23 protein-coding genes are annotated in these 22,749 nt (G+C 42.0%); 17 read left to right on the forward strand and 6 right to left on the reverse strand.

Annotation, left to right across the window (positions count from 1 at the left end; translation table 11 throughout):
* Positions 1-66 precede the first annotated feature (66 nt).
* Positions 67-1,095 (reverse strand): Holliday junction branch migration DNA helicase RuvB, encoded by a 1,029-nt coding sequence (ruvB, locus tag BJI48_RS05520; protein WP_095332768.1) that lies wholly within the window; start codon positions 1,093-1,095, stop codon positions 67-69.
* A gap of 3 nt (positions 1,096-1,098) precedes the next feature.
* A complete protein-coding gene (gene panB / locus BJI48_RS05525) occupies positions 1,099-1,884 on the reverse strand; it encodes a 3-methyl-2-oxobutanoate hydroxymethyltransferase (protein ID WP_095332770.1) in 786 nt (261 codons plus the stop codon).
* 156 nt (positions 1,885-2,040) lie between these two features.
* Here panB and BJI48_RS05530 point away from each other — a divergent pair, with 156 nt between their 5' ends.
* The 14 genes from BJI48_RS05530 to rimP all read left to right on the forward strand — a co-directional run bounded on the left by BJI48_RS05530 (position 2,041) and on the right by rimP (position 13,844).
* Positions 2,041-2,703, forward strand: a complete 663-nt coding sequence (locus tag BJI48_RS05530; protein WP_095332772.1) for a hypothetical protein — start codon at positions 2,041-2,043, stop codon at positions 2,701-2,703.
* Entirely contained in the window at positions 2,693-3,343 is a 651-nt protein-coding gene (locus tag BJI48_RS05535; RefSeq protein WP_095332774.1) for an outer membrane beta-barrel protein, read from the forward strand. Before BJI48_RS05530 ends, BJI48_RS05535 begins: the two co-directional genes overlap by 11 nt.
* A 9-nt stretch (positions 3,344-3,352) precedes the next feature.
* Entirely contained in the window at positions 3,353-4,330 is a 978-nt protein-coding gene (locus BJI48_RS05540) for an outer membrane beta-barrel protein (protein ID WP_180763058.1), read from the forward strand.
* Positions 4,331-4,382: 52 nt separating this feature from the next.
* The gene (locus BJI48_RS05545) at positions 4,383-5,663 is read left to right on the forward strand and encodes a 3-isopropylmalate dehydratase large subunit (protein WP_095332778.1); all 1,281 of its coding nucleotides are present in this window, start codon (positions 4,383-4,385) and stop codon (positions 5,661-5,663) included.
* Between the two features lie 35 nt (positions 5,664-5,698).
* Complete coding sequence (locus BJI48_RS05550; protein WP_095332780.1) at positions 5,699-6,499, forward strand: hypothetical protein; 801 nt, start codon at positions 5,699-5,701, stop codon at positions 6,497-6,499.
* A 78-nt stretch (positions 6,500-6,577) separates the two neighbouring features.
* A complete protein-coding gene (locus tag BJI48_RS05555; RefSeq protein WP_095332782.1) occupies positions 6,578-7,126 on the forward strand; it encodes a M23 family metallopeptidase in 549 nt (182 codons plus the stop codon).
* Complete coding sequence (gene minC, locus BJI48_RS05560; RefSeq protein WP_095332784.1) at positions 7,098-7,655, forward strand: septum site-determining protein MinC; 558 nt, start codon at positions 7,098-7,100, stop codon at positions 7,653-7,655. Before BJI48_RS05555 ends, minC begins: the two co-directional genes overlap by 29 nt.
* On the forward strand, positions 7,652-8,551 hold the full coding sequence (lpxC, locus tag BJI48_RS05565) for a UDP-3-O-acyl-N-acetylglucosamine deacetylase (protein ID WP_095332786.1): 900 nt from the start codon (positions 7,652-7,654) through the stop codon (positions 8,549-8,551). Before minC ends, lpxC begins: the two co-directional genes overlap by 4 nt.
* Before the next feature lie 42 nt (positions 8,552-8,593).
* Entirely contained in the window at positions 8,594-9,136 is a 543-nt protein-coding gene (locus BJI48_RS05570) for a hypothetical protein (RefSeq protein WP_095332788.1), read from the forward strand.
* 31 nt (positions 9,137-9,167) lie between these two features.
* The gene (gene thrB, locus BJI48_RS05575; RefSeq protein ID WP_095332792.1) at positions 9,168-10,052 is read left to right on the forward strand and encodes a homoserine kinase; all 885 of its coding nucleotides are present in this window, start codon (positions 9,168-9,170) and stop codon (positions 10,050-10,052) included.
* 18 nt (positions 10,053-10,070) lie between these two features.
* Positions 10,071-10,358: a DUF448 domain-containing protein gene (locus BJI48_RS05580; RefSeq protein ID WP_095332795.1), complete on the forward strand. Its 288-nt coding sequence runs from the start codon at positions 10,071-10,073 to the stop codon at positions 10,356-10,358.
* Positions 10,340-12,976: a translation initiation factor IF-2 gene (gene infB / locus BJI48_RS05585; RefSeq protein WP_095332796.1), complete on the forward strand. Its 2,637-nt coding sequence runs from the start codon at positions 10,340-10,342 to the stop codon at positions 12,974-12,976. The genes BJI48_RS05580 and infB overlap by 19 nt, the downstream gene beginning before the upstream one ends.
* A 27-nt stretch (positions 12,977-13,003) precedes the next feature.
* Positions 13,004-13,414 (forward strand): 30S ribosome-binding factor RbfA, encoded by a 411-nt coding sequence (gene rbfA / locus BJI48_RS05590; protein WP_095332798.1) that lies wholly within the window; start codon positions 13,004-13,006, stop codon positions 13,412-13,414.
* Positions 13,407-13,844, forward strand: a complete 438-nt coding sequence (gene rimP, locus BJI48_RS05595) for a ribosome maturation factor RimP (protein ID WP_095332898.1) — start codon at positions 13,407-13,409, stop codon at positions 13,842-13,844. The genes rbfA and rimP overlap by 8 nt, the downstream gene beginning before the upstream one ends.
* Positions 13,845-13,996: 152 nt before the next feature.
* On the opposite strand, the gene BJI48_RS05600 is transcribed toward rimP, so the two are convergent.
* Both BJI48_RS05600 and queC read right to left on the reverse strand, forming a co-directional pair.
* Positions 13,997-15,148, reverse strand: a complete 1,152-nt coding sequence (locus BJI48_RS05600; protein ID WP_095332800.1) for an AAA family ATPase — start codon at positions 15,146-15,148, stop codon at positions 13,997-13,999.
* A 454-nt stretch (positions 15,149-15,602) separates the two neighbouring features.
* Positions 15,603-16,280, reverse strand: a complete 678-nt coding sequence (gene queC / locus BJI48_RS05605) for a 7-cyano-7-deazaguanine synthase QueC (RefSeq protein ID WP_095332802.1) — start codon at positions 16,278-16,280, stop codon at positions 15,603-15,605.
* Positions 16,281-16,393: 113 nt separating this feature from the next.
* Between queC and BJI48_RS05610 the strand changes: the two genes are divergently transcribed.
* The 3 genes from BJI48_RS05610 to BJI48_RS05620 all read left to right on the forward strand — a co-directional run bounded on the left by BJI48_RS05610 (position 16,394) and on the right by BJI48_RS05620 (position 19,634).
* Entirely contained in the window at positions 16,394-17,686 is a 1,293-nt protein-coding gene (locus BJI48_RS05610) for a hypothetical protein (RefSeq protein WP_180763059.1), read from the forward strand.
* 78 nt (positions 17,687-17,764) lie between these two features.
* Positions 17,765-18,751, forward strand: coding sequence for a tRNA-dihydrouridine synthase (locus BJI48_RS05615; protein ID WP_180763060.1), 987 nt, complete (start codon positions 17,765-17,767; stop codon positions 18,749-18,751).
* Between the two features lie 19 nt (positions 18,752-18,770).
* Positions 18,771-19,634: an outer membrane beta-barrel protein gene (locus tag BJI48_RS05620; protein ID WP_095332810.1), complete on the forward strand. Its 864-nt coding sequence runs from the start codon at positions 18,771-18,773 to the stop codon at positions 19,632-19,634.
* A gap of 562 nt (positions 19,635-20,196) precedes the next feature.
* Here the strand turns inward: BJI48_RS05620 and rmuC are convergent.
* A complete protein-coding gene (rmuC, locus tag BJI48_RS05625) occupies positions 20,197-21,471 on the reverse strand; it encodes a DNA recombination protein RmuC (protein WP_095332814.1) in 1,275 nt (424 codons plus the stop codon).
* 22 nt (positions 21,472-21,493) lie between these two features.
* Positions 21,494-22,657, reverse strand: a complete 1,164-nt coding sequence (locus tag BJI48_RS05630; protein WP_095332817.1) for an MFS transporter — start codon at positions 22,655-22,657, stop codon at positions 21,494-21,496.
* Positions 22,658-22,749 lie beyond the last annotated feature (92 nt).

The raw sequence follows: 22,749 nt of genomic DNA on the forward strand, positions 1-22,749 counted from the left end.
AATTTAACCACCTGCTCAAAACAAAATCCACCCTTGCAAAACCCATCATCAGGGCAAATACCCCATCTACAAAAGCCCTTTTGGGCTTAATTTGAGATTCAAAAGCTCATAGGTTTTATATGTCGGGATTCTCCCCTTTGCGGTGCGTTCAAGATAGCCATTGGCAAGCAAATAAGGCTCGATCACATCTTCGATAGTCCCCTCATCTTCGCTCATCGCCGCTGCGATGGTGCTTAGCCCAATGGGCTTACCTTTGGATTCTGCCAAAATCTGCAAATAACGCAAATCCAACTCATCAAAGCCCGATTCATTCACACCGAGTTCGTTGAGGGCGTATCGTGTGGTGCTTAGCCCAATGGTTTTTTCTTCGGCAACTTCAGCAAAATCCCGCACCCTCCGCAATAATCTGAGTGCGATTCTAGGCGTTCCCCGTGAGCGTGAGGCGATTTCTTTTGCGCCTTCTGCATCGAGGGTCTTACCCAATTTCAAGCTGGCTTTTTGGGCGATTGTAGCAAGCTCGCTGACTTCATAAAACTGCATCCGAAAGCTCATTCCAAAGCGGTCCCTCAAAGGATTGCTTAGCATTCCTGCCCGTGTAGTTGCCCCAATCAGCGTGAATTTGGGCAGATCGATCTTAACGGTTTGGGCTGCAGGTCCGGAGCCGATGATAATATCTAGGCGAAAATCCTCCATTGCCGGGTAGAGGATCTCCTCAATCGCAGGGCTTAGGCGGTGTATCTCATCGATAAACAAAACATCGCCATCATCGAGATTTGTCATAATCGCAGCGAGATCACCGGCTTTTTCTATCATTGGGGCAGCGGTTATTTTGATGTTGGCATTCATTTCATTAGCGATGATATGGCTAAGCGTGGTTTTTCCAAGCCCCGGAGGTCCAAAAAAAAGCGTGTGATCGAGGCATTCACCCCGTTTTTTGCTCGCTTGAATAAAAATTTTTAGGTTTTTTTTGATTTTTTCTTGCCCGATGTATTCTTCCCACAGCGTCGGTCTGAGCGAGTTTTCGGCACTTTCTTCAAAAGCGAGTTTTTCTATATCGATGATACGATTATTTTCTTCTAGCGATAGGCGTTCCATTGTTTAGTAGCTTTCTTCCAAAGAGGGAAAATTCCCCGATTTTACATCGGCAACATAGCGTTGTAGTGCTGTTTGGATGAGGTTTGCCCCATCGAGGTATTGCCTCACAAATTTTGGTTTAAATCGTTGAAAAAAGCCCATCATATCGCTCCATACGAGGATTTGCCCATCGCATTTTTCCCCGCTACCTATGCCGATGGTAGGGATATTTAGCTGTTGGGTGATGTGTTGGGCAACTTTAGCGGTGATCCCCTCAAGCACGAGCATACAAGCGCCCGCATCTTGCAAAGCAAGGGCATCTTCTGTGAGCTTTAGCATTTCTTTTTCGTTCCTGCCTTTGATTTTGTAGCCCCCCTCTGAACGGGCAAATTGAGGCATTAGCCCGATATGCCCAATCACAGCTACCCCCTCATTGACAATCATCTTTATGAGCTTGGAGCGTTCTTTGCCCCCTTCAAGCTTGATGGCATCAGCGGGGGTTTGTTGATAAAACTTTAAAGCATTTTTGATCGCCATCTTGGGGGTTTGATAGCTTCCAAATGGCATATCAGCGATGATAAAGGATTCTTTTGCTCCCGCACAGACTGCCTTTGTGTGATAAATCATCACATCCATCGTCGCACTGAGTGTGTCTTCTTTGCCCCCAAAGCTCATATTCAGGCTATCCCCGACCAAAATAACATCGACTTGGGCGTCAAACAAGCTCGCAAATAAGGCGTCATAAGCCGTGATGGCCGTGATTTTTTCGACCCCTTTTTTGGACTGGAGTGCGTGGATGGTGGTTTTCATTGCTTGCCCCTTTTTGGAGTATTATACAATTTCTTTAGTGGAAGCTTTTTTATCAAAATTGTTCTAAAAATTTTTATATAAAACGAAATTTTATATAAAAATAGATAAAATAGCCAGAGTTTTCGATGTTTTTAATCAGGTTTTTAAGGTTGGGAAATGTTGCGACGGGTTGCACTTTTGGTGTTGTTATTTTTAGGCAGTGTTGTTGCCAAAGAAACGATTGATTATGGCACGCTCGACCCTTCTTATTATCCCTATATCAAGTTTTATCAGAAAACAACCGACAAAGAAATCGCTGACCTCGTGCAAAATCTCAATGAAGCCGACAAAAAAACGGGACTTTTTTTGGGATTGAGTGCGGGGGCTTTCAGCAATGATGTCAGTAGCGACCTTCAAAATAATTATCTTTTCGCATATGGGGCTAAGTTTGGCTACCAGTCGTTTATCCCTTCGATTTTTGAGAAGCTTTTTTTGCCCAATTATGTCGGTAGGAGGATCTATATCCAGTATTTAGGCACTAAGGGCAAAGAAGAAGCGTTAGGGAGACTGGGTTTTTCATTCATCGGTGTGAATGGCGATGTGATGATTGACTTGCCTGTTTTTAAAAACTTTTCTGCGGGTGTGATTGCTGGTATTGGGCTAGGCAGTATGATCCACAGCTATAATGCAAATTCTGAATTTGGCGTGATGGCAAATGCGGGTTTTGGGGTTACGATTTTTGGTCATAATCGTTTGGAGTTTGAGCTCAAGCTCATCACAGACAAAAATATCGAATGGCTCGGCGCGCTTTTTATGACAGGGTATCAATATGTTTTTTAAGCGCCTAATCCTAGCGTTTTTGTTCGCAATGAGCGTGAATCTAAGTCTTCAAGCCGATGATATTGCAGAGCAAAAAAGGCAAATTTATATGCTCAAAGGCCAGCTTTATGAACAAAAACAAAAACTCGCACTTGAAGCGATGGCAAAACAAAAAAATGGCTTTTTTGTTGGCGTCCTTGTAGGGAATATCACACTCCATACAACGCCTGCGGGGTATATGGATTCACATCCTTTGCTTTATGGGGCAAAGGCGGGCTATCAAAAATATCTCAAAGATTATATTGGCGGTCTTCGATTTTATGGGGAATACCTCAGGGGTGATATGGAGGGTATGGCTTACCAGTTGGCAAGCTTTAATCTTGATTTGATCGCAGATGTGCCATTAGATAGTGATAAAAAATACGCTTTGGGCTTGTTTGGCGGTGTGGGGATGGGTTGGGTTGGCTATAGCGATAAGAGTAGCCAGCCAGCTTTGAGCCAGTTTGGCGTGGTAATCAATCTCGGCGTGGCTTTGACACTAGAAGTCAGGCATCGCATTGAATTAGGTTTGAAAATCCCTCCAATCAAGCTCAAAGAAGCCTCTTCACGTGAGCTTTCTACGACAAATGTGTATCTGATAAGCTATAATCTATTGTTTTAGAGGCAAATGATGAAAAAAATTATTTTACTATTATTGGCAATGGCATTTGGGGCAAAGGCGACACCCGTTGCGCCTGTGATGGTAGCTGGACTCGAAGCAGAGATCCGCTCACTAAAAGAACAAATCATCAAAAATGGTGGCACGCCTAAGGAATATTATCCCAATCAAGACTATATCGAGTCGCATTATCCCAATGCTTCTGCAGACAAAAAGAAACATTTGCGAGAAAAATACAGCCGTTCAGATGCTAAAAGCGGTATTTTTATGGGTATCAACGTAGGCTATGGTGCGTTGTTTAATGATTATATTGATGGGCATTATAATGAGACCACCACAACGATCCCCGATCTGCAAACTCAAAAAACAGGTGTTTTGAAATCCCCTTTAAACACTATTTCTAAGCTCCCTATGTTTGGGGGCAAACTAGGGTATCAGAGCTTTTTCAATCCCTATTTTGGTGCACGGGTCTATGGGGATGTGATGATAGCATCAGGGGGACTTACAGCAAAGAATTATCCGTGCGATGATGGCAGTCTAAAAGATAAAAAGATTGGTTCAGTGATTTATATGCTTGGGGCGATGAATCTTGATTTGCTTGTGGATGTGCCTTTGGATAGAGGGTTTAAATATTTTGTTGGCGGGTATTTTGGTATCGGCTTTGGGGCGATGGTATTGCTTGATAGTGCCGATAAGGATGAGGAGAAAACAAGTCGCCTTTTAAAAGACCCAAACTATAGCAGTGATAATGTGCTGTGGAATACATTGCTCCAGATTGATTATACATTCAATGCTGGGCTAGCTTTTACTATCAATGCAAAAAATCGCCTGGAAGTCGGAGCAAAAATCCCTTGGAATTTTTTGAGACTAGGACTGGAGAGTCCAGCGACCTATAGCACTGCCAGCGGGGCGAGTAAAACGCTAGAGTCCAAAGATATTGCGTTCAAACGTTCTGTGATTTGGACAGCGAGTTATATTTATGTATTTTAAAACTTAAAGAAAGCGTAGTAAAATTTAATTCAAAATTAAAAAAGGAAGCAAGATGGCAGGACAGACGATTACAGAAAAGATTTTTTCCGCCCATTGCCAAAGGGCGGTGTATGCTGATGAAATTGTAGAAGCCCCAATCGATATGGTGATTGGTAATGACATCACCACGCCACTTTCTATCAAGGCATTTCGCAGTAGCGGGGCAAAGGCATTGGCAAAGCCGGATAATTTTTGTATCGTGATGGATCATTTTATCCCCGCCAAAGACATCGCTTCAGCAAATCAAGCACGCATTAGTCGTGATTTTGCTAAGGAATTTGGCTTGAAAAATTATTTTGATGAGCGGGATATGGGGATTGAACACGCCCTTTTGCCCGAAAAAGGCTTGGTGCTAAGTGGCGATGTGATTATCGGGGCGGATTCGCATACTTGCACGCACGGGGCTTTGGGGGCATTTTCTACCGGGATGGGAAGCACGGATTTGGCGTATGCGATGATTACGGGTAAAAATTGGTTTAAGATCCCAAAAAGCATACGGGTTGAGTTCAGTGGCAAGCCCTCTGATATGGTGTATGGCAAGGATTTGATTTTGGAAGTCATCCGCCAAATCGGCGTGGATGGTGCGCTTTATCAAGCACTCGAATTTTGCGGGGATACGATAGGGTATTTGAGTATGGATGATCGTTTTTCGTTGTGTAATATGGCGATTGAAGCGGGGGCAAAAAACGGCATTATCGCTGCTGATGAGATCACCAAAGCGTTTTTAGCCAATAGAAAAGAGCTTAATGGGAATTTGCGTGCCGAGCCAAAATACTACCAATCTGATAGCGATGCTAACTATGCTTTAGTCATTACAATTGATGCGAGCAAGCTTGAGCCAATGGTAGCTTACCCCTATCTCCCCAGCAATGGCAAGCCTGTGAGCGTGGCACTAAAAGATGAGCTAAAAATCGATCAAGCATTTATTGGGTCTTGCACGAATGGGCGTTTGAGTGATCTCAAGATTGCCAGCGAGATACTCAAAGACCAGCGGGTGCATTCAGATGTGCGTCTCATCGTTACCCCAGCGACACAACGTATCTACAAGCAAGCCCAAGAGCTTGGCTACATCGATACGCTCATCGAAGCGGGTGCGCTTATCTCTAATCCGACTTGTGGGGCTTGCTTGGGCGGGTATATGGGGATATTAGGAGATAATGAGCGTTGTATTTCTACGACAAATAGAAATTTTGTCGGCAGGATGGGGGCGAGGAGTTCAGAGGTTTATTTGGCAAATGCTGCTGTCGTGGCTAAAAGTGCCATTGAGGGTAAAATAGCAGATCCTAGAGTATAGAATGATGGGAAAAATAATGGACGTAAAGGTTATCAATGAAATTTAAAACTTTCATAAAACTATTTTTGTTGGTCGTGGTGATTGTGGGTGCTTATGCGATTTATAATTCAAAATTTTTTGAGAGAAATCCTCCAGAAGTCGCCATTTATATGTCTATTGACAAAAAAGATCGCGTGCAATTAGGCAATGAGGCGTATTGGAATCCCAATAAACAAATCACTATCCAAGCCACTGATGACACGGGTATTAGGTCTTATAAAGTGCGTGCGGTTACTTCAGATAATGTCGTGGTATTTGACAAAGAAGAAATCGTATTAGACAAACCCAAAGAGCAGACTTTTTTGCTACCAAAGCCTGAAATCAAGCTCCCTGATGGGATGAAAATCCATTACAAAATCTCGGTTACCGACTGGAGTAATGCACATTTTTTCAGTGGCAATACCACCACAAAAGAGCTGGATTTGATTGTTGATACCCAAGCCCCTCTGATAAATATCGTTGCCAATTCTTATAAAATCACGTATGGCGGGAGTGCGTTATTGATTTTTAAGGTCATTGATAATGGCGTGCGCTCCATCAGTGTGAGTAATGGCGAAGATGATTTTAAGGTGTTTCCTTTTATGAAACCAGGCTATTATGCTGTGATTTTGGCTTGGCCTGTGCAAAATAATTTTTTTAATGGAACCATAACGGTTTTAGACAAGGCATTCAACCAAAAACGGGTCTCGATTCCTCTCATCAAAGATATGAGCGCACGATACCGGTATTCCAATATCAAGGTCAAGGAAAATTTCTTGAATGGCAAGCTCAATGAACTAGTCGATACCATCGGCTAAAGAAAGCCGGAGAGTTTTTCAAATCCGATCGAAAAATTTAAATATATCAATGAGGGTATCCGCCAAAGAGATGAAGAAATGATTATCAAAGCTGCGAGCGATGTGGATTATACATCTTTGAGTGAGCCTATCACATTTTCAGCCTTTTTGCCACTCAAAGGGAGCGCTGTAGTGGGAAATTTTGGCGATCATCGGAGTTATTTTTTGGGCAAGAAACAAATCAGCAAATCAATGCATTTGGGATTGGATATTGCGAGTGTGAGTCACGCTCCTATCATCGCAACCAATCCAGGTGAAGTCGTATTTACCGAGCTTTTGGGCGTATATGGTAATACTACGATTATCTATCACGGCTTTGGTCTGGCTTCGCTGTATTCGCATATGTCGCGATTTGATGTCAAGCCCGGCGAAGAAATAGCCGCTGGGACAATCATCGGGCTTACCGGTCAGACAGGTTGGGCATTTGGCGATCATTTGCATTTGGGGATATTGGTGCAAGGGCATCCTGTCAGGGATGTGGAATGGATGGATCCCAAATGGATCAAAGCAAATATCACGGATGTGTTTTTGAAAGCAAAAAACACGATTGAGGGGCTAGATGATCAAAACCAGACAGAAAAATATTAGGGTTTTTGAGCTAGAGAGTGGGCAGAGCGCAGAATATATTGAGTTTGTAACGAAAAATTTTGTTTTGCTAAAAGATTATTTATTGGTCTTTAAAGCCCCGATTGAACCCGCACTCACAGCGGTGCTTGGCGAGCTTAAAATGACTTATATCATCGCTGAAAATGAACTTAGGGGCAGGGAGCTTACCAAAACCCCCACTATCAATGCGATCGATACCAAAACCGAGATTTGCAATCGAAACATTCGCAGTGGCGAAGAACTCGAGAGTTCGGGAGATATTATCATTCTTGGGAATGTCAATAATGGTGCGAGAATCGTATCAGAAAGGAATATCAGCATATATGGGAAATGCGAGGGGATTATAGTTTGTGGGGGGCAATATTTGATTTTAAAAACGCTGTGTTCTCATCATATCGTGTTTCAAGGGGAGATTTTAGGTCCAGAAATTATTGAGAAGCTTAGCAGTAATGATTTGTTAAAAATAATCACAAAAAATGGCGATAATATATCCGTAAAGGAAATAAAATGAAACAAAAAACGATAGCCAAAAAAGTCGAGCTTATTGGTATTGGTTTGCATAAGGGCGTGCCTGTGAAGATGGTTTTAGAGCCTTTAGAGGCTGATAGTGGGATCGTCTTTTATCGTAGCGATGAGGCAGTGAGTATCCCAATGAAGCCTGAAAATGTCGTCGATACGATGATGGCAACGGTGCTAGGGGTGGGTGATGTTAGAATATCAACCATCGAACATCTGTTATCGGCTGTGAATGCCTATGGGATTGATAATCTCAAGATCTCTGTAGATAATGAAGAAATCCCGATTATGGATGGGAGTTCGATCGCTTATTGTATGCTTTTGGATGAAGCCGGCGTTATCGAGCAATCTAGCGCTAAAAGGGTGCTACAAATCAAAAAAGCTATTGAGGTGCGTGATGGCGATAAATTTGTCAGGGTTGAGCCAAACGATCGGATGGTGTTTGATTTTAGCATTGATTTTGCCCATCCAGCCATCAAAAAACAAGCCTATAAGTTTGTTTTTAATAAGCTGGCTTACAAAGAAGAAATCGCACGTGCAAGGACATTTGGATTTTTACACGAGGTGAATTATTTGCGTTCGCAGGGCTTGGCAAAAGGCGGGAATTTGAGTAATTGTATCGTGCTTGATGAAAGCGGTATCCTCAACAAAGAGGGCTTGCGCTACAAAGAAGAATTTGTCCGCCATAAAATTTTGGATGCCATCGGGGATATGGCTATACTTGGAATGCCTTTGATGGGGAGTTATATATCATTTGCTGGTAGCCATAAACTCAACTCCTTGCTTACCCAAAAGATACTTTCAGAAAGCAATGCTTATGAAATCCTCACGCTAGAGCAAAATGAGGAAGAAAATGCGCTTGAATTTGCCAAAGAATCGCAGTCGATTTGATGGCTAACGTTGCGATTTGATGAATAAATTAATGGAAATCTGATGGCTAAAAAGGTCGATTTGGTTTTGATTGCTATCCATTCGCCAGCCAAATGTGGGATTTATGAGGATTTGTGCCTTATAAAAACATTTGTTTCTATGCAAAAAACTAGCGATGGGCTTTTAGAAATTTTTTCTGCTGTTTTTTCTTATCTCAAAGAGCGTGGCTGGGAGCTTGAATCGATTTTTTATGCTAGAGGGCCGGGGAGCTTTACCTCACTCAAGCTCACGCATATTTTTTTGCAGACTTTGGCATTGAGCTTGGGGGTCAAGCTGTATGCAAGTGATAGTTTTTATTTTAACCAAAATGCTCCGATCAAGGCATTTGGGAATAAATTTTTTGTCCGCCAGCCATCAGGGGAAATCCAGCTTGAAGAAATCGATATTTCAAAAAACGATGACAATCCTGCGAGTAATGCCAGTCAAAAACATACAAGTCAAAAAAATGCACGCCAAGAAAATGATGATTTTTTTCTCCCGCAAACCATCGATTTATCAGCATTTGATTCCCAAAATGCCCCCCTTTATATTTTGCCCCCTATTTAAGATATAATGCCGAAAAAGACTTAGGAAATAAATGATTATAAGTGTTCCTGCAACCAGTGCAAATCTAGGACCCGGATTTGATTCTTTGGGATTAAGCCTTGATTTTAGAAATGTTTTTGATATTACGCCCTCAAGCCTCACGAGTATCCAGCTTGTCGGCGAAGGCGAGCGATTCCCAAAATTTCGTATTGATAATATGTTTGTAAAGATATTCAAAAAGATTTTATTAGATTTTGGGATACCCCAGAGTGATTTTAGGTTTTTTTTTAAAAATAAAATCCCCATTTCCAGAGGGATGGGGAGCAGTTCGGCTGTGATTGTCGGGGCGATTGGTGCGGCGTATCAATTCGCTGGCAAGGGCTTGGATAGAGAGGAGATTCTCAATGCCGCACTCCTTTATGAACCCCATCCTGACAATATTACCCCCGCTGTTTATGGGGGGTTTAACGTGGCTATTGTCGATCACAAAAAAGTCTATCAACTCAAGCAAGAGATCCCCGAAACGCTCAAAGCCGTGATGGTCGTGCCTAATCGTTCTATTTCTACGAAATACTCTAGGCAAGCGCTCCCCAAGAGATATTCGACTGCCGAGAGTGTTTTTAATCTCTCACGTGCTTCATTGATGAGTATGGCATTTGCGCAAGGGAAATGGGAGCTTTTGAAAATGGCTTCTAAAGACAGGTTTCATCAGGAACGGCGGATGAAGCATTTTCCTGTTTTGTTTGCGATTCAAAAAATTGCTTTGGAGAATGGGGCTTTGATGAGCACACTTTCAGGGAGCGGGTCTTCGTTTTTTAATATGTGTTATGCAGATGATGCCGAAAGGCTTGCAGAAATTTTTAATAAAAAATTTCCAAACTTCAGGGTTTTTGTTTTAAATTTTGATAATCAAGGCATTGTGCTTGAGCAAGAATAAATTAATTTTGGTATAATGATGAATCAATCGAGAGGTTTTAGGAGATTTTCATCTCAAAATGCTGTCAGGATGTGCGTTTGTTGCCGGAAACGTTTTATACAAAGCAAGCTTTTTAGGCTCAAGATAAATAACGCAAGGATTGGGCTATTTGATGGCAGTGGGAGAAGCTTTTATTTATGCGAGGAATGTATTGATAACAACAAGATAATCGGAAGTTTAACCAAACTCAAAAATGCCCCCAAAGACAAAAATATTATCAAAGAGCAGATAGAGGAGATTAGAATTCAATGGCAAAAGTTAGATTGACAGAGATTGCAACCGAAGCAGGCAAAAGCTCAAAAGAGGTGCTGGAAAAAGCCAAAGAAATGGGGCTGAATGTCAAAACCGTTTCGAGTGGCTTGAGCGATGAAGAGGCTGCTTATCTGTATGAATATATCACCACTGGAGTCAATAATCTCCCCAAAAGTGATTCTAAAACCAAGCCTGCTGCTAAGCCCACCAAAGACACCAAAAAACAACAAACCCAAGAATCCCCACACCAGAAATCCCAAGATCAAATAGCGCAAAATCAAGAAACACGAAATGAAGAAGCAAAGCCTGCCAAAAAAGAAGCCAAGCCCAAGAAAGTCTCCAAGACAGAACAGATACCTCTTGAAGTCCCCACACCCCCAGAAGAACCACAACCGATTATAGAGGAAAAAACCCCCATACACACAGGTATTGCCAGAAGAACGGGTATCCGTATCATCAAAAAAGGGAATGATGAAAAAACCCCCGCACCGAGCGAATCCAAAAAATACCAATATGCTCCCTCCGCACAAGAAATGCTTGATGAACTCAGAAATATCCAAGAAAAAGGGGCAAAAAAGTCCAAAAAACTCCCTAAACCCAAAGCCCATACCCCGCATAAAAATAAAGAACATAAAATGGATCTCCTTAGCGATAGGGTGCTTAAGGAAGTCGATGAATATGATGATGAGCAAAATGAGATTATGCTTTTTGATCTCCACCAGCAAGATATCCGTGATGAAGAGGAAGAAAACCAAGTCAAACAAGCCATCACCGATAGAATCAAGGTGCATAAGAAAAATCCTTGGATGAGCGAGGGCAGTATCAAAAGAAGCACAAAAAGAAGAAGACCAATGCGTCAGGAGTCTTCTCTTAAAATCGCCCAAAGCGTTATTAGTATCCCAGAAGAAATCCGTGTATATGAGTTTGCCGACATTGCCGGCAGGAATCTCGCAGAAGTGGTGAAAGTGTTGTTTAATCTGGGGATGATGGTAACCAAAAATGACTTTTTGGATCGGGATGCCATTGAGATTTTGGCTGATGAGTTCAAGATAGAAGTTAGCATTCAAAATACATCTGAAGAGCTTGAATATGTCGAGCAACAACAAAGTTCCGGCACGCTAAAGGAACGTCCCCCTGTGGTAACGATTATGGGGCACGTTGATCACGGCAAGACTTCTTTGCTCGATAAAATACGCGATACCCGCATCGCAGGCGGTGAGGCAGGGGGTATCACCCAGCATATTGGGGCTTATATGGTTGAGAAAAACGGCAAGATGATTTCTTTTATCGATACTCCCGGACACGAAGCGTTTAGTCAAATGCGAAGTCGTGGGGCGCAGGTTACTGATATTGCTATCATTGTGATCGCTGCTGATGATGGGGTCAAGCAACAAACCATCGAAGCATTTAATCACGCCAAATCAGCCGGTGTGCAGATAATTATCGCAATGAATAAAATGGATAAAGAAAACGCCAATCCTGATAAGCTAAAAGCTGAATGTGCCGAGCTTGGGTTCAATCCGATTGATTGGGGCGGGGAGTATGAATTTATCCCGATTTCAGCAAAAAGTGGCGAGGGAATCGAGCATTTGCTTGAAACGATTTTGATTCAAGCCGAAGTAATGGAGCTAAAAGCTGATCCAGACGCAAGCCCAAGGGCTGTTATCTTGGAGGGTAGTGTGGAAAAGGGGCGGGGTCCCGTAGCGACTTTGATTGTCCAAAATGGCACATTAAAAGTTGGGGATTCGATCGTTGCAGATACGGCTTTTGGGCGGGTGCGCGCACTCATTGATGATCAAGGCAGGAATGTGAGTGCATTGCCCCCATCAGGTGTTGCTGTGATTACTGGGCTATCAGAAGTCCCGAGTGCGGGGAGCATTCTCATTGGTGTGGAAAATGATGCCATCGCAAAAGAATACGCCCAAAAGCGAGCGACTTATTTGCGCCAAAAAGAGCTGAGCAAAACCACAAAAGTTTCTTTTGATGAGCTTTCTCAAATGGTTGCCAAGGGCCAACTCAAGTCGATTCCTATCGTCATCAAAGCCGATACGCAAGGTAGCCTAGAGGCGATCTGTGCGAGTTTAGAAAAACTCAATAATGATGAGGTGAGTATCAATATCATCAATAGCGGTGTCGGCGGGATTACTGAAAGTGATATCGCATTAGCAGCAGCGAGTAGCAATTCGTTGATTTTAGGTTTCAATGTCAGACCTACGGGCGTGGTAAAAACCAGGGCGAAGGAGCTTGGGGTTGAGATCAAAACCTATTCGATCATTTATGGGCTCATTGATGATGTCAAAGCCCTGATTTCTGGGATGATGTCGCCTCTTATCGAGGAGGAAAACACCGGGCAAGCAGAAGTTCGTGATACATTTGTGATTTCAAAGGTCGGGACGATTGCGGGTTGTATGGTTACAGATGGTATCATCGCTCGGGGTATCAATGTGCGTTTGATTCGCAATGGGGTCGTGATCCACACCGGTGCGATCGCTTCGCTCAAACGCTTCAAAGACGATGCCAAAGAGGTCGCTAAGGGCTATGAATGTGGGATTATGCTCGAAAATTATAATGACATTCAAGTTGGGGATGTATTTGAGACGTATAAAGAAATCCAAAAAAGCCAAGTGATTTAATCTAAAGAGAATCGCAAGAGAAAAATAATGGATAAAAGCATTCGTTTGCAACGCACAGAATCGGTCTTAAAAGAGCTTCTCCAAGAAGCGATTTCTTCGCTGGGAGATATAAAGCTTAATGCGTTGGGGATTACGGGTGTGCGTTGTTCAAAAGGCAAATATTATGCGGAGGTTTTTATCCATCCAGATTTCCCTATTCAAGATGGTGGCAATGCTAACGATGAGCGCAAGCAGATTTTAAGCGGTCTCAAAAAGGCAGAGGGGATTTTGCGGGAGTATGTTTTGAGTGCGAGCGGGTGGTATAAATGCCCAAAATTAAATTTTTGCTTTGATGATAGCTTACAAAAGTCCAAAACGCTTGATGAGATTTTTGCCCAAATTGCCAAAATTGCCAAAAAATCCGAAAAAACCAATGGAGGGAGTGCCGATGGTGCATAAAGAGCTTGAGGATAAATTGGAGCAAGTGATAAAATCAAAAGACTGCGAGCTTTATAGTATTGATTTGTTGAAAGAAAACAACAGCCATATTTTGCGTGTTAGTATTGTGGCGAAAAATACCGGCACGACATTGGATATTTGTCAAGAGATTAGCGAGCTGATTTCGCCATTGCTTGATGTCTATGATCCCATCAGTTCAAAATACACTCTGGAGGTGAGTTCTCCGGGTGTGGAGCGTGTGCTTAAAACCCCGAGGCATTTTTTGCATTCTATCGGTGAAGAAGTGTCGGTAAAGACATTTGAGAAAGAAGAATTTGAAGGGATTCTCAAATATGCTGATGAAAAAGGCGTGGTGTTTGAAACCAGCGAGGGTGAGCGAGCCTTTAGCTTTGAAGCACTCAAAAAGGTCAAGACGATTTTTGAGTTTTAAGCTTTGTTTGGATGATTTATGCCAATAGAAGATTGCTGTATTGGAGAGTGTCATAGTCTTATAGCAATGTAGAAAAGACAAGCATAAGACCACAAAAAATCTCACAGCGGAATCTCTGCTGTTTTTGATGTAGTCTTAAAGGTTTTTTATTACTAGTATTGCTTAAAAATCAATCCCTCATTTCCTCTCATTTCAGTATCATTTGTCAGCGCTTCCACGCTTGCGCCCAAATTCTTAAAAATTTCTTTAAATTTATTTACATTATCAAGCATAGTCTCTGCTGCTACACCAACAAGCCCGTCTTTCTTTAAGTCTTCTTCGTTTAATTCAAATATGGGTTTAGAACGCTCTTGGCTCTTTGCTATCAAGGAATTGAAATCTGGAATATGAGTCAAATCATAAATTTCTGGACCATTGTCTTTATCTTGCGAGACGATTTTTTTAAACTTTTCTTTATCGATGATACAGCTCATTTCCTTGAGCACAGGCACAAATTCGTCTTTGATAGCATCTCTTATCTTATCAATCCAATTTTGAAAGGATTTGGCAGGTTTCCCATCCCTTGGCCTATATCTTTGCTGGATAGCACCCAAAAATATTGGCTGATTTTTTAATGCTTTAGAACTGCTTGCCTCATCAGCATTTTTTTTGAAAAGGTCAATTTCTCTTTGCCATTCTCTTATTTTTTTGCTCAGTGAATGGACTGCCTGCAAACAAAAATAATCAGGAGAGGTAGGCACAATGAAATAATCACTTGACATCAAGGCAACTTGATTAAGCCCGCCTACATTGGGGCTTAAGTCAAGAACTATATAGTCAATTCCATTGTTTTCTGCGATGAGTTGCAAAACCATTGGCAAATTTCCAGGGATATTCCTTGTGGCAGGCACACCTTGGGCAATTTTAAGAGAAACACTAATTTGAGAATCCAAATCCGACACATTCAAATGTCCTGGCAGTAAAAATAAATTTTTATTTTCTGTTTTGTAAATTTGCCCTTTTTCGGTATCTATAACGGTTTGCGGGGTTTGTCCATCAATGATTTTTTTCACTATGGATTTTAAAGTCAGATAGCTACTGGTCTCTGAAGTACAATCATCTCCATACAGATTTCTCATAAACTCCTCATTTAGTGTCTTTTCACCTATTACAAGACCTGTTAAATTGCATTGAGAGTCCAAATCAACCATCAATACTTTATAGTTTTTCTCTGCTAAACTCCAGCCAAGATTAAATGCTGTGGTTGTTTTGCTCACACCACCTTTATGATTAAACAAACAAATAGTTTTTGCTTTTTTCTCCACGATCAATCCTTTTATCTAAATTTTAATTATTAAATTAATAATTAATATCAATTATATAATAAATTGTAGCTATATATATTTACTTAATTTTAATATTACAAAACGGAATGGTAATACCAAATCTAAAATGGATAGGAACAGAAAAAACAGACTCTATAGAAAATGCCACCAAAGATTTTGATAACTAATTTAGTCCCGCTTAGGATATCTATTAAAGAAAATTCCAATATTTTGATAAATGTTTCACTTGCTAGAATATTCGAATTGCTTCCAATAGGAGGCTTTGAGAAGCGAATGCTGGATAGATTAGTATGAGACAATCTTAGGGCACAAGTCAATATTATCTTCTTTTTTAAATAGCAAAATTAACTTTTCTGGATTTTTATTGCTCGGATTTGCCTGATAGCTTTTTAATGGATTTGATACTTAGTTTTACGGCATAATCTGCACTATTTCACCCCAGCGAATCAATATACTTCTCATAGCCCTTTTTCCTCAACACGCACGCATTGCATTCCCCACACCCATAGCCCCAAGGATGCCTTATCTCCCGCACACCCTCATAACAAGTATGCGTGTCTTCAAGCACGATTTCAAGCACGCCCAAATCCCTAGCGAGGGCAAATTCTTGTGCTTTGTTGGTCCGCATTAGGGGGGTGTGGATCTTTATGTTGGCACTAGACCCGAGATTCAAAGAAGCTTCAATCGAAGCAATAAAGCCCGCCCGACAATCCGGATACCCGCTATAATCTTGCTCTGAAACCCCAAGGGCGAGATGGCGAGCGCCAATTTTTTGGGCGAAACTATGGGCAATAGTGATAAAAAGGGCGTTGCGATTAGGCACAAATGAAGCAGGCAGGTCAGGATTAGCACAATGGGGGGCGTTGATGTCTTTTTGGCTATTTTGCAATAATGCCGATTCGACGATTTGAGAGAAAAATTCGATAGGGATGATATGCAAATCCAAGCCGAGTTTTTGGGCGATAGTTTTGGCTTGGGTGAGTTCGATTTTGTGTTTTTGGTTGTAATCAAATCCGATGAGGCTAACGGCATCAAAATTTTTTTTCGCCCACGCTGCCACGGTCGTGCTGTCTTGCCCGCCACTAAAGCTCACAACGCATTTTTCTGCCATTTTCTTCCTTCTTTTAGGGGTTTGATATTTCGATATAATACAAAAATTTTTTAAAGGATGACAATATTTCGATGGGCTTACACTCTGACTTGGACACCCAAATAGGCAAGCCAATGGTTGTGATTGATCTGCCCTCAAGTGTTGTTAAAATCATTCAAATCCTAGAAAACAACGGCTTTGAGGCATTTGTGGTTGGGGGGTGCGTGCGTGATAGCTTGTTGCAGCAAAGCGTGCCAAAATTTGCCAATATTGCCCCAAAAGATTGGGATATTGCGACATCTGCCAAACCGCTTGAAGCGATGGAAGTCTTGCAATCTGCAAATTTTCACATCGTGCCTACGGGTGTGGCATATGGCACTATCTCGGTGATAATAAATCATCGTGCCTACGAGGTTACCACCTATCGAATCGATGGGGAATACCACAATCACCGCAAGCCCAAGCAGGTTTTTTTCACGCCCCATCTGAGGCAAGATCTCAGCAGGCGTGATTTTACTATCAATGCGATGGCATATCACCCGAGTTTTGGTCTGATTGACCCTTATGGGGGGCAAAAGGATTTGGAGGCAAAACGCATTGTCGCAGTCGGTGAGGCAAAAAAACGTTTTGAAGAAGACGCTTTGAGGATTTTGCGTGCATTGCGGTTTGCTTCACGCTTTGGTTTTGAGATCGCTAGCCGGACAAATTCAGCGATGTTTGCTTGCCAAAAGCTTTTGGATTTTGTTTCTAAAGAACGCATTAAAGAGGAATTTCGGGGTATTATTTGCGGGGAGTTTGCCCGAGAAATTTGTGTGCAATATACCCCCATCATCTTTGAAAATTTGAGTTTTTCTCCAACGCCTCTTTCCTTAGAAATCCTCCAGCATTGCCCGCAAGACTTTGCGACACGTTTTTTGGCGTTATTGCCACCCCCGCCCTACCCATCAAAAGCCCACTCCAAAAGCCTGCAGGCTTTTTGCAAAGACATATTAGAGCAGATTTTTGCCACACTTCCTTATGACAAAAAATTCAAAACAACGATAGATTTGCTTTATCGCCACGCTTTTAGGCAAGAATCTTTCACGGGTATTTTAATCAAAAAATATCTGCGTGCGATGGGGGAAGATAATTTTGGTAAGCTTTTGGATTTCAAAATCGCTCACGCCCAAGCACTCGGGGCAAACAAGGAAATTCAGGAACTCTGCAAGGTGGCTAAAGATTTCCAAAAAATCTTGGAAGAAAAACAAGCATTTAGATTGCAAGATCTAAAAGTCAATGGAGATGACATTCACGCATTAGGTATCACGCAGGGCAAAGAAATAGGCAAGGTGCTTGAATTATTGCTTGATGGGGTTATCAACGGCGAGGTGGCAAATTCAAAAACAGATTTAATAGCATTTGTAAAAAAAATTTATTTATATAAATAATGATAAGAATTTATTATGGGTGATTATTGTTCTAACGTGTGAATACGCTATAATTATTTGATGGCAAAAAGGCAAAAAATGCAGATAAATTTTAACAATCTATTGATGTTGGCCCCGTTGGCAGGCTATACCGATCTGCCCTTTAGAAGCGTGGTGAAGAAATTTGGCGTCGATATTACCGTGAGTGAGATGATTAGCTCCCACGCCCTCGTTTATGCGAATACCAAAACACAAAAGATGGTAGAAAAATCTTGTGCGGAGACGCCTTATTCTGTCCAGATTGCTGGCTCTAAAGAAGAGATTGTCAAAAAAGCTGTCGAATTACTCAATGACAACACAGGCATTGATATTATTGATTTTAATTGCGGTTGCCCCGCACCAAAAGTCGCTAATCACGGCAATGGAAGCGGGCTTTTAAAGGATTTGAACCAGTTGGTAAAAATACTAAAAATCATCAAAGAAAATACCAATAAACCCTATACGAGCGTGAAAGTCCGGCTTGGATTTGACAAGAAAATCCCCCAAGAAATCGCCCACGCCATCAACGATACCCCAGTGGATTTTGTCGTGATTCACGGGCGCACCCGTAGCGATGGATACAAAAAAGAACGCATTGATTATGGCAGTATCAAGGAGATGAAAAAAATCTTGAAAATCCCTGTGATTGCCAATGGAGAAATCGATTCGGTGCAAAAAGCTAGGGAGGTTTTAGAAATTACGGGTGCTAATGGCGTGATGATCGGGCGGGCGGCACTTACTAGCCCGTGGATATTCTGGCAAATCAAAAACAATACCCAAGAACTCCCGGCTGTGATAAAAAAGGAGCTGGTTTTGGAGCATTTTGATGGGATGGTTGATTTTTATGGCGATCGGGGCGTGGTGATGTTCCGCAAGAATCTCCACGCCTATGCCAAGGGGCATTCTGGGGCAAGCGAGTTTCGCACAAAAGTCAATACAATGACCTCACCAAAACAAATGCGAGAAAGTATTATGGAATTTTTTGATGAGCGTGCGATTGAGAACGACTTGCCGTTGCTAGTAGAACTCAACAAAAAAAGCATATAATGCACGTGAAGAGGTTGCGATGAGATTACTTATTTTATGCGTTCTGATTTTTCCCTTATTTGCAGCCAAAAATAATTTATTTGCCAGTTTTGGGGTGGGTTTGGGAGCGCCATTTCAAACCGATTTTTGGCAACAGACTACAAAAGACAATCATTCTTGTGAGGGTGGGACGTGCATAGGGAACAAGACAAGCGGGAGTTACGCGGGCAAAAAAAGCAATTCTTTTAATCTATCGCTGGGCGATGAGGTATTTTTTGATGCATATTATATTTCTGGGTTGCGTATTTATGGGAATATCGAGTATGCCAATGCCTCGTTAGGGAGTCTTAGGGCAGGTAGTGTGAGCGAAGAAGCTGCACGGGATAAAGAGTTTGAGACCATTACCGGTTTTGATAAATTTAACACGCCAACGATCGGCAAAGTCCCGATGCAATCTGTCCCAAACCCCCAAGATGATTTGTTTGCAAATGGCATTTGGATGACTTACGGGGTCAATCTTGATTTTTTCCTCAATCTCCCCATCGATATTTTGATAAGGAAATTTTTCTGGAGCAAAATGCCTTTTTTTAAGATCGGTGTGTATGCTGGCGGGGGCGTTGAATATGCAATGCTAAGGAGTAATTCTTGGCAAAATAACACGATTAATAAAAATGAGAAATTTTTTGCTTCAGGGAGTGGGGTTTTTGCCAATCTTGGGGGTTCGCTTTATTTGGGTAGTCATAATCGTATCAATGTTGGCATAAAGATACCTTATTATAGTCTCAACGCCCAAAATTGGTATGATTTTGGCGATCCTGATCCGTGGAAACAGCAACTTTTGAGGCAAAATTTTGATATTTCACGCGGGAGTGAAATCAAGCTGAGTTATACTTATCTTTTTTGAAAATAATCCATTGCTTGCCCGTGAGAGCGGTCTTCAGATTCAGGCAGTGAATTGAGCAAGGATAATAAAAACCTTAGAAACTTATTTCTAACGCACAGGCTTTGTTTGGGAAATAAAAAAGATTTAAAGGCAAATTAAAAAATCCCTAGTTTTGTTTTCTTTTTGAGAGGGGACAAGGGGCTAGCCGTCCGCTATGCCCTTACGGGCATATACGCATCGGCGTGCGAGCCTAAAAAAGATAAGCAGTTATCTTTTTTTAACGGCTCTCCTCCTTGCGAAGTCCGCCCTTAATGGGTGGGCGGGTAGAAATATCCCCCTCAAACTCATCGGGCGGGCGGGTAAAACCCCCTGACCCGCCCCCCGTGCAATACAGGGTGAAAAGGCGTAGCGGGCTTGGGTTTGAAAGCGGATAGGATTTCTAAACCTTAGAAATTTTACCCACCCGCCCCAAGTTGATGACCAGCGATAGCTGGGAATAACCCTATGCTTTAGGAACGTAGGGCGGTTTTACTGCCCGCAGTGGTCTTCAGGTTTGGATTAAAAATCCAAACCGAGTAAAAACCTATAGAGAATTGGGCAATGAATTGGGTGATTCAGACATATCAGGCATTGCTTGGGAGGTTGTAAGTGTTTTTACTCTAGCCATAATATTGCCCCGCCCGCCCCGCAAGGCAGCATTGGTATCATTATAACGGGCTTGAATCGTCTCGATACCCTTGCCCAAGCTGTCCATATGCGAACAAAACGTGTTTAGCTTGTCTTGGAGTGCTTGGATTTTAGAAATGATATTGCGATAATCCTTATCAATCTGCTCGTTTTTCCAGAGATTAGCTATCGTCATTAATATTGACATCAGCGTGCTAGGCGAGGTGATGACGACCCGTAGATTGTAGGCTTTGTTGAATAATTCCGTATCTGCACGCATCGCTTCGATAAATGCCCCTTCAATCGGGATAAACATAATCGTAAAATCGGGGCTTTTGCCTTTGGTGAGTAGATGGTATTTTTTCTTTCCGAGTTCATTAAAATGGGTAGTAATGTTTGCCAAAAGATTTTTGATCTGCTTATCGGCTTCTTCTTTGGAATCTGTGGCAAGGAGGGCATCATAAGCGTTGAGGTTGAGTTTGGAATCTATAATGATCACCCTATCATCAGGGAGATCGATAATAATATCAGGCTGGAAATGTTTGCCAGAGGCCTCATCGAGCATATCGACTTGTTTGCGGTAGTTTTGCCCCTCGATAAAGCCATTTTTTTCCAACATTGATTCTAAAATCATCTCGCCCCAGTTCCCACGTGTTTTGCTTTCGCCTTTGAGGGCTTTGGTGAGATTGGAGGCTTCTTTGGAGATGGTTTCATTGAGATCTTTTAAGAGCTTGATTTCTGTGATGAGACTCGCACGCTCCTTTGTTTGTTCGTTTTTGAGATTCTCAAATGCGTCTTTAAAATCTTTGATTTCTTTTTGCAATGGTGCGAGGGTTTTTGTTTGGGAATTGTGAAAATCTTGGGTTTTGTTCTCAAGGATTTTTTGGCTGAGATTTTCAAATTCAAGCTTGAGTTCTTTTTTGATTTTTTCGGTGTTTTGGAGTTCTTCTTTGAGGGCTTCAATCTTAGCACGCTCATCATCAAGGCGTTGGGAAAAATACGTTTTTTGTGCTTGGTTTTGGGCTTCTTGGCTTTGGAGTTGGCTTTGGAATTTTTCTTGTTCGTTTGCAAATGCTTTTTGCCAATAGATTTCTTGGCTAGTAATTTTCATCCGAGAAAGTGCGAGCAAAAATCCCAAACCCACGCATAAAAGCAACAAAACAACAACGGCGCTCATCCATATCGCTAACATCGTTCTCCTTTTAGATATTTCATTAGATGGCTCGGGGGCTTTTTAGCACGATGATAAGACCGGGCAAGGCAAACAGCGCTGCAAAGATTGGATTAAAAACAATGCCTAGATGGGCAAACACCACCCCGCCAATAAACGATGCGAGCGCAATGCCGACATTGAAAGACCCTTCATTGATACTGATGGAGCTATCCATAAAATCAGGCGTGTATTTTTGCGCACTCATCATCGCAAAGGTTTTGAGCGGGGCAATCCCAGCAAACGCAAAAAATCCCATCAAGCACAAATTGATAATCACACCAAGTTGCCAATACGCACTCAAGCTCACCAACGCATACACGACCACCTGCCCAAACAAAATAATACGCAATGCCATAATCGAGCCTTTTGAATCAGTGAGTTTCCCCCCGATGAGATTGCCAATAATCGCACAAATGCCATACAAAAGCAAGATAATCCCGATCATATTTTTGCTAAAACCGCTGATGTTTAAAAGCATATCTGCGATGTAGGTATAAAGCACAAATGCCGCCCCGCAGGTGCATATGGTGATAGCGTAGGCTTTGAGTAGTGGGGGGACTTTGAGTGCTAAGAAAAGGTATTTGATTTTTGTAGGCGAGCCTGGTAGGTTATTTGGCATAATCACAAAAACACTCACAAACGCAATGCTTGTAAGCACAAAAATCAGAAAAAACACCGCTTGAAATCCAAATATTTGCCCGACAAATGTCCCGAGTGGCACACCCGTTACAAGCGCAACGGTCAATCCGGAAACCATCACGCTAAGGGCTTGATTTTGCTTGCCTTCTTTAGCGACTTTGAGTGCGGTGATCGTAGCAATGACAAAAAACACCCCGTGCATAAAGCCCGCCACAAGCCTTGCAAAAAGCGTGAGATAAAAATTATCACTCCAAGCGATGATGAGATTCGCCAGGGCAAAAATGCCTAGATTAATCAGGAGCTGTTGCTTGCGGTGCAAATGGCTTAAAGGAATTGTCAAAAGTGGTGCGCCGATGACTACACCGATGGCATAGAGAGTTACTAGCCACCCGGCGATGGGCTGGGTGGTATGAAAATATTTGGCAATATCGGGCAAAATCCCCGCAACGATAAATTCTGTCACACCCATACAAAATGCACTCAGTGCGAGTGCCAAAATAGCTTTATTGGAAGCATCAAGTTTCATATTATTTGTCCAATGGATGAATTTGATATGTTTTTTGAGGTTTCAAATTGTATCTGAAATTTCTGTATTCTAAGTTTTTTAATGTTAAAATA

This window comes from Helicobacter sp. 11S02596-1 (genome assembly GCF_002272825.1).
GTDB lineage: Bacteria > Campylobacterota > Campylobacteria > Campylobacterales > Helicobacteraceae > Helicobacter_J.

What these genes read in the sequence shown, in the direction of transcription:
- BJI48_RS05535 (WP_095332774.1), top strand. Translation starts at nt 2,693, where the DNA reads ATGTTTTTTAAGCGCCTAATCCTAGCGTTTTTGTTCGCAATGAGCGTG.
- BJI48_RS05555 (WP_095332782.1), top strand. Translation starts at nt 6,578, where the DNA reads ATGATTATCAAAGCTGCGAGCGATGTGGATTATACATCTTTGAGTGAG.
- rbfA (WP_095332798.1), top strand. Translation starts at nt 13,004, where the DNA reads ATGGATAAAAGCATTCGTTTGCAACGCACAGAATCGGTCTTAAAAGAG.
- minC (WP_095332784.1), top strand. Translation starts at nt 7,098, where the DNA reads ATGATCAAAACCAGACAGAAAAATATTAGGGTTTTTGAGCTAGAGAGT.
- infB (WP_095332796.1), top strand. Translation starts at nt 10,340, where the DNA reads ATGGCAAAAGTTAGATTGACAGAGATTGCAACCGAAGCAGGCAAAAGC.
- lpxC (WP_095332786.1), top strand. Translation starts at nt 7,652, where the DNA reads ATGAAACAAAAAACGATAGCCAAAAAAGTCGAGCTTATTGGTATTGGT.
- panB (WP_095332770.1), bottom strand. Translation starts at nt 1,884, where the DNA reads ATGAAAACCACCATCCACGCACTCCAGTCCAAAAAAGGGGTCGAAAAA.
- BJI48_RS05615 (WP_180763060.1), top strand. Translation starts at nt 17,765, where the DNA reads ATGCAGATAAATTTTAACAATCTATTGATGTTGGCCCCGTTGGCAGGC.
- BJI48_RS05540 (WP_180763058.1), top strand. Translation starts at nt 3,353, where the DNA reads ATGAAAAAAATTATTTTACTATTATTGGCAATGGCATTTGGGGCAAAG.
- BJI48_RS05570 (WP_095332788.1), top strand. Translation starts at nt 8,594, where the DNA reads ATGGCTAAAAAGGTCGATTTGGTTTTGATTGCTATCCATTCGCCAGCC.
- BJI48_RS05530 (WP_095332772.1), top strand. Translation starts at nt 2,041, where the DNA reads ATGTTGCGACGGGTTGCACTTTTGGTGTTGTTATTTTTAGGCAGTGTT.
- thrB (WP_095332792.1), top strand. Translation starts at nt 9,168, where the DNA reads ATGATTATAAGTGTTCCTGCAACCAGTGCAAATCTAGGACCCGGATTT.
- BJI48_RS05550 (WP_095332780.1), top strand. Translation starts at nt 5,699, where the DNA reads ATGAAATTTAAAACTTTCATAAAACTATTTTTGTTGGTCGTGGTGATT.
- ruvB (WP_095332768.1), bottom strand. Translation starts at nt 1,095, where the DNA reads ATGGAACGCCTATCGCTAGAAGAAAATAATCGTATCATCGATATAGAA.
- BJI48_RS05620 (WP_095332810.1), top strand. Translation starts at nt 18,771, where the DNA reads ATGAGATTACTTATTTTATGCGTTCTGATTTTTCCCTTATTTGCAGCC.
- BJI48_RS05610 (WP_180763059.1), top strand. Translation starts at nt 16,394, where the DNA reads ATGGTTGTGATTGATCTGCCCTCAAGTGTTGTTAAAATCATTCAAATC.
- queC (WP_095332802.1), bottom strand. Translation starts at nt 16,280, where the DNA reads ATGGCAGAAAAATGCGTTGTGAGCTTTAGTGGCGGGCAAGACAGCACG.
- BJI48_RS05580 (WP_095332795.1), top strand. Translation starts at nt 10,071, where the DNA reads ATGAATCAATCGAGAGGTTTTAGGAGATTTTCATCTCAAAATGCTGTC.
- BJI48_RS05630 (WP_095332817.1), bottom strand. Translation starts at nt 22,657, where the DNA reads ATGAAACTTGATGCTTCCAATAAAGCTATTTTGGCACTCGCACTGAGT.
- rmuC (WP_095332814.1), bottom strand. Translation starts at nt 21,471, where the DNA reads ATGTTAGCGATATGGATGAGCGCCGTTGTTGTTTTGTTGCTTTTATGC.
- BJI48_RS05545 (WP_095332778.1), top strand. Translation starts at nt 4,383, where the DNA reads ATGGCAGGACAGACGATTACAGAAAAGATTTTTTCCGCCCATTGCCAA.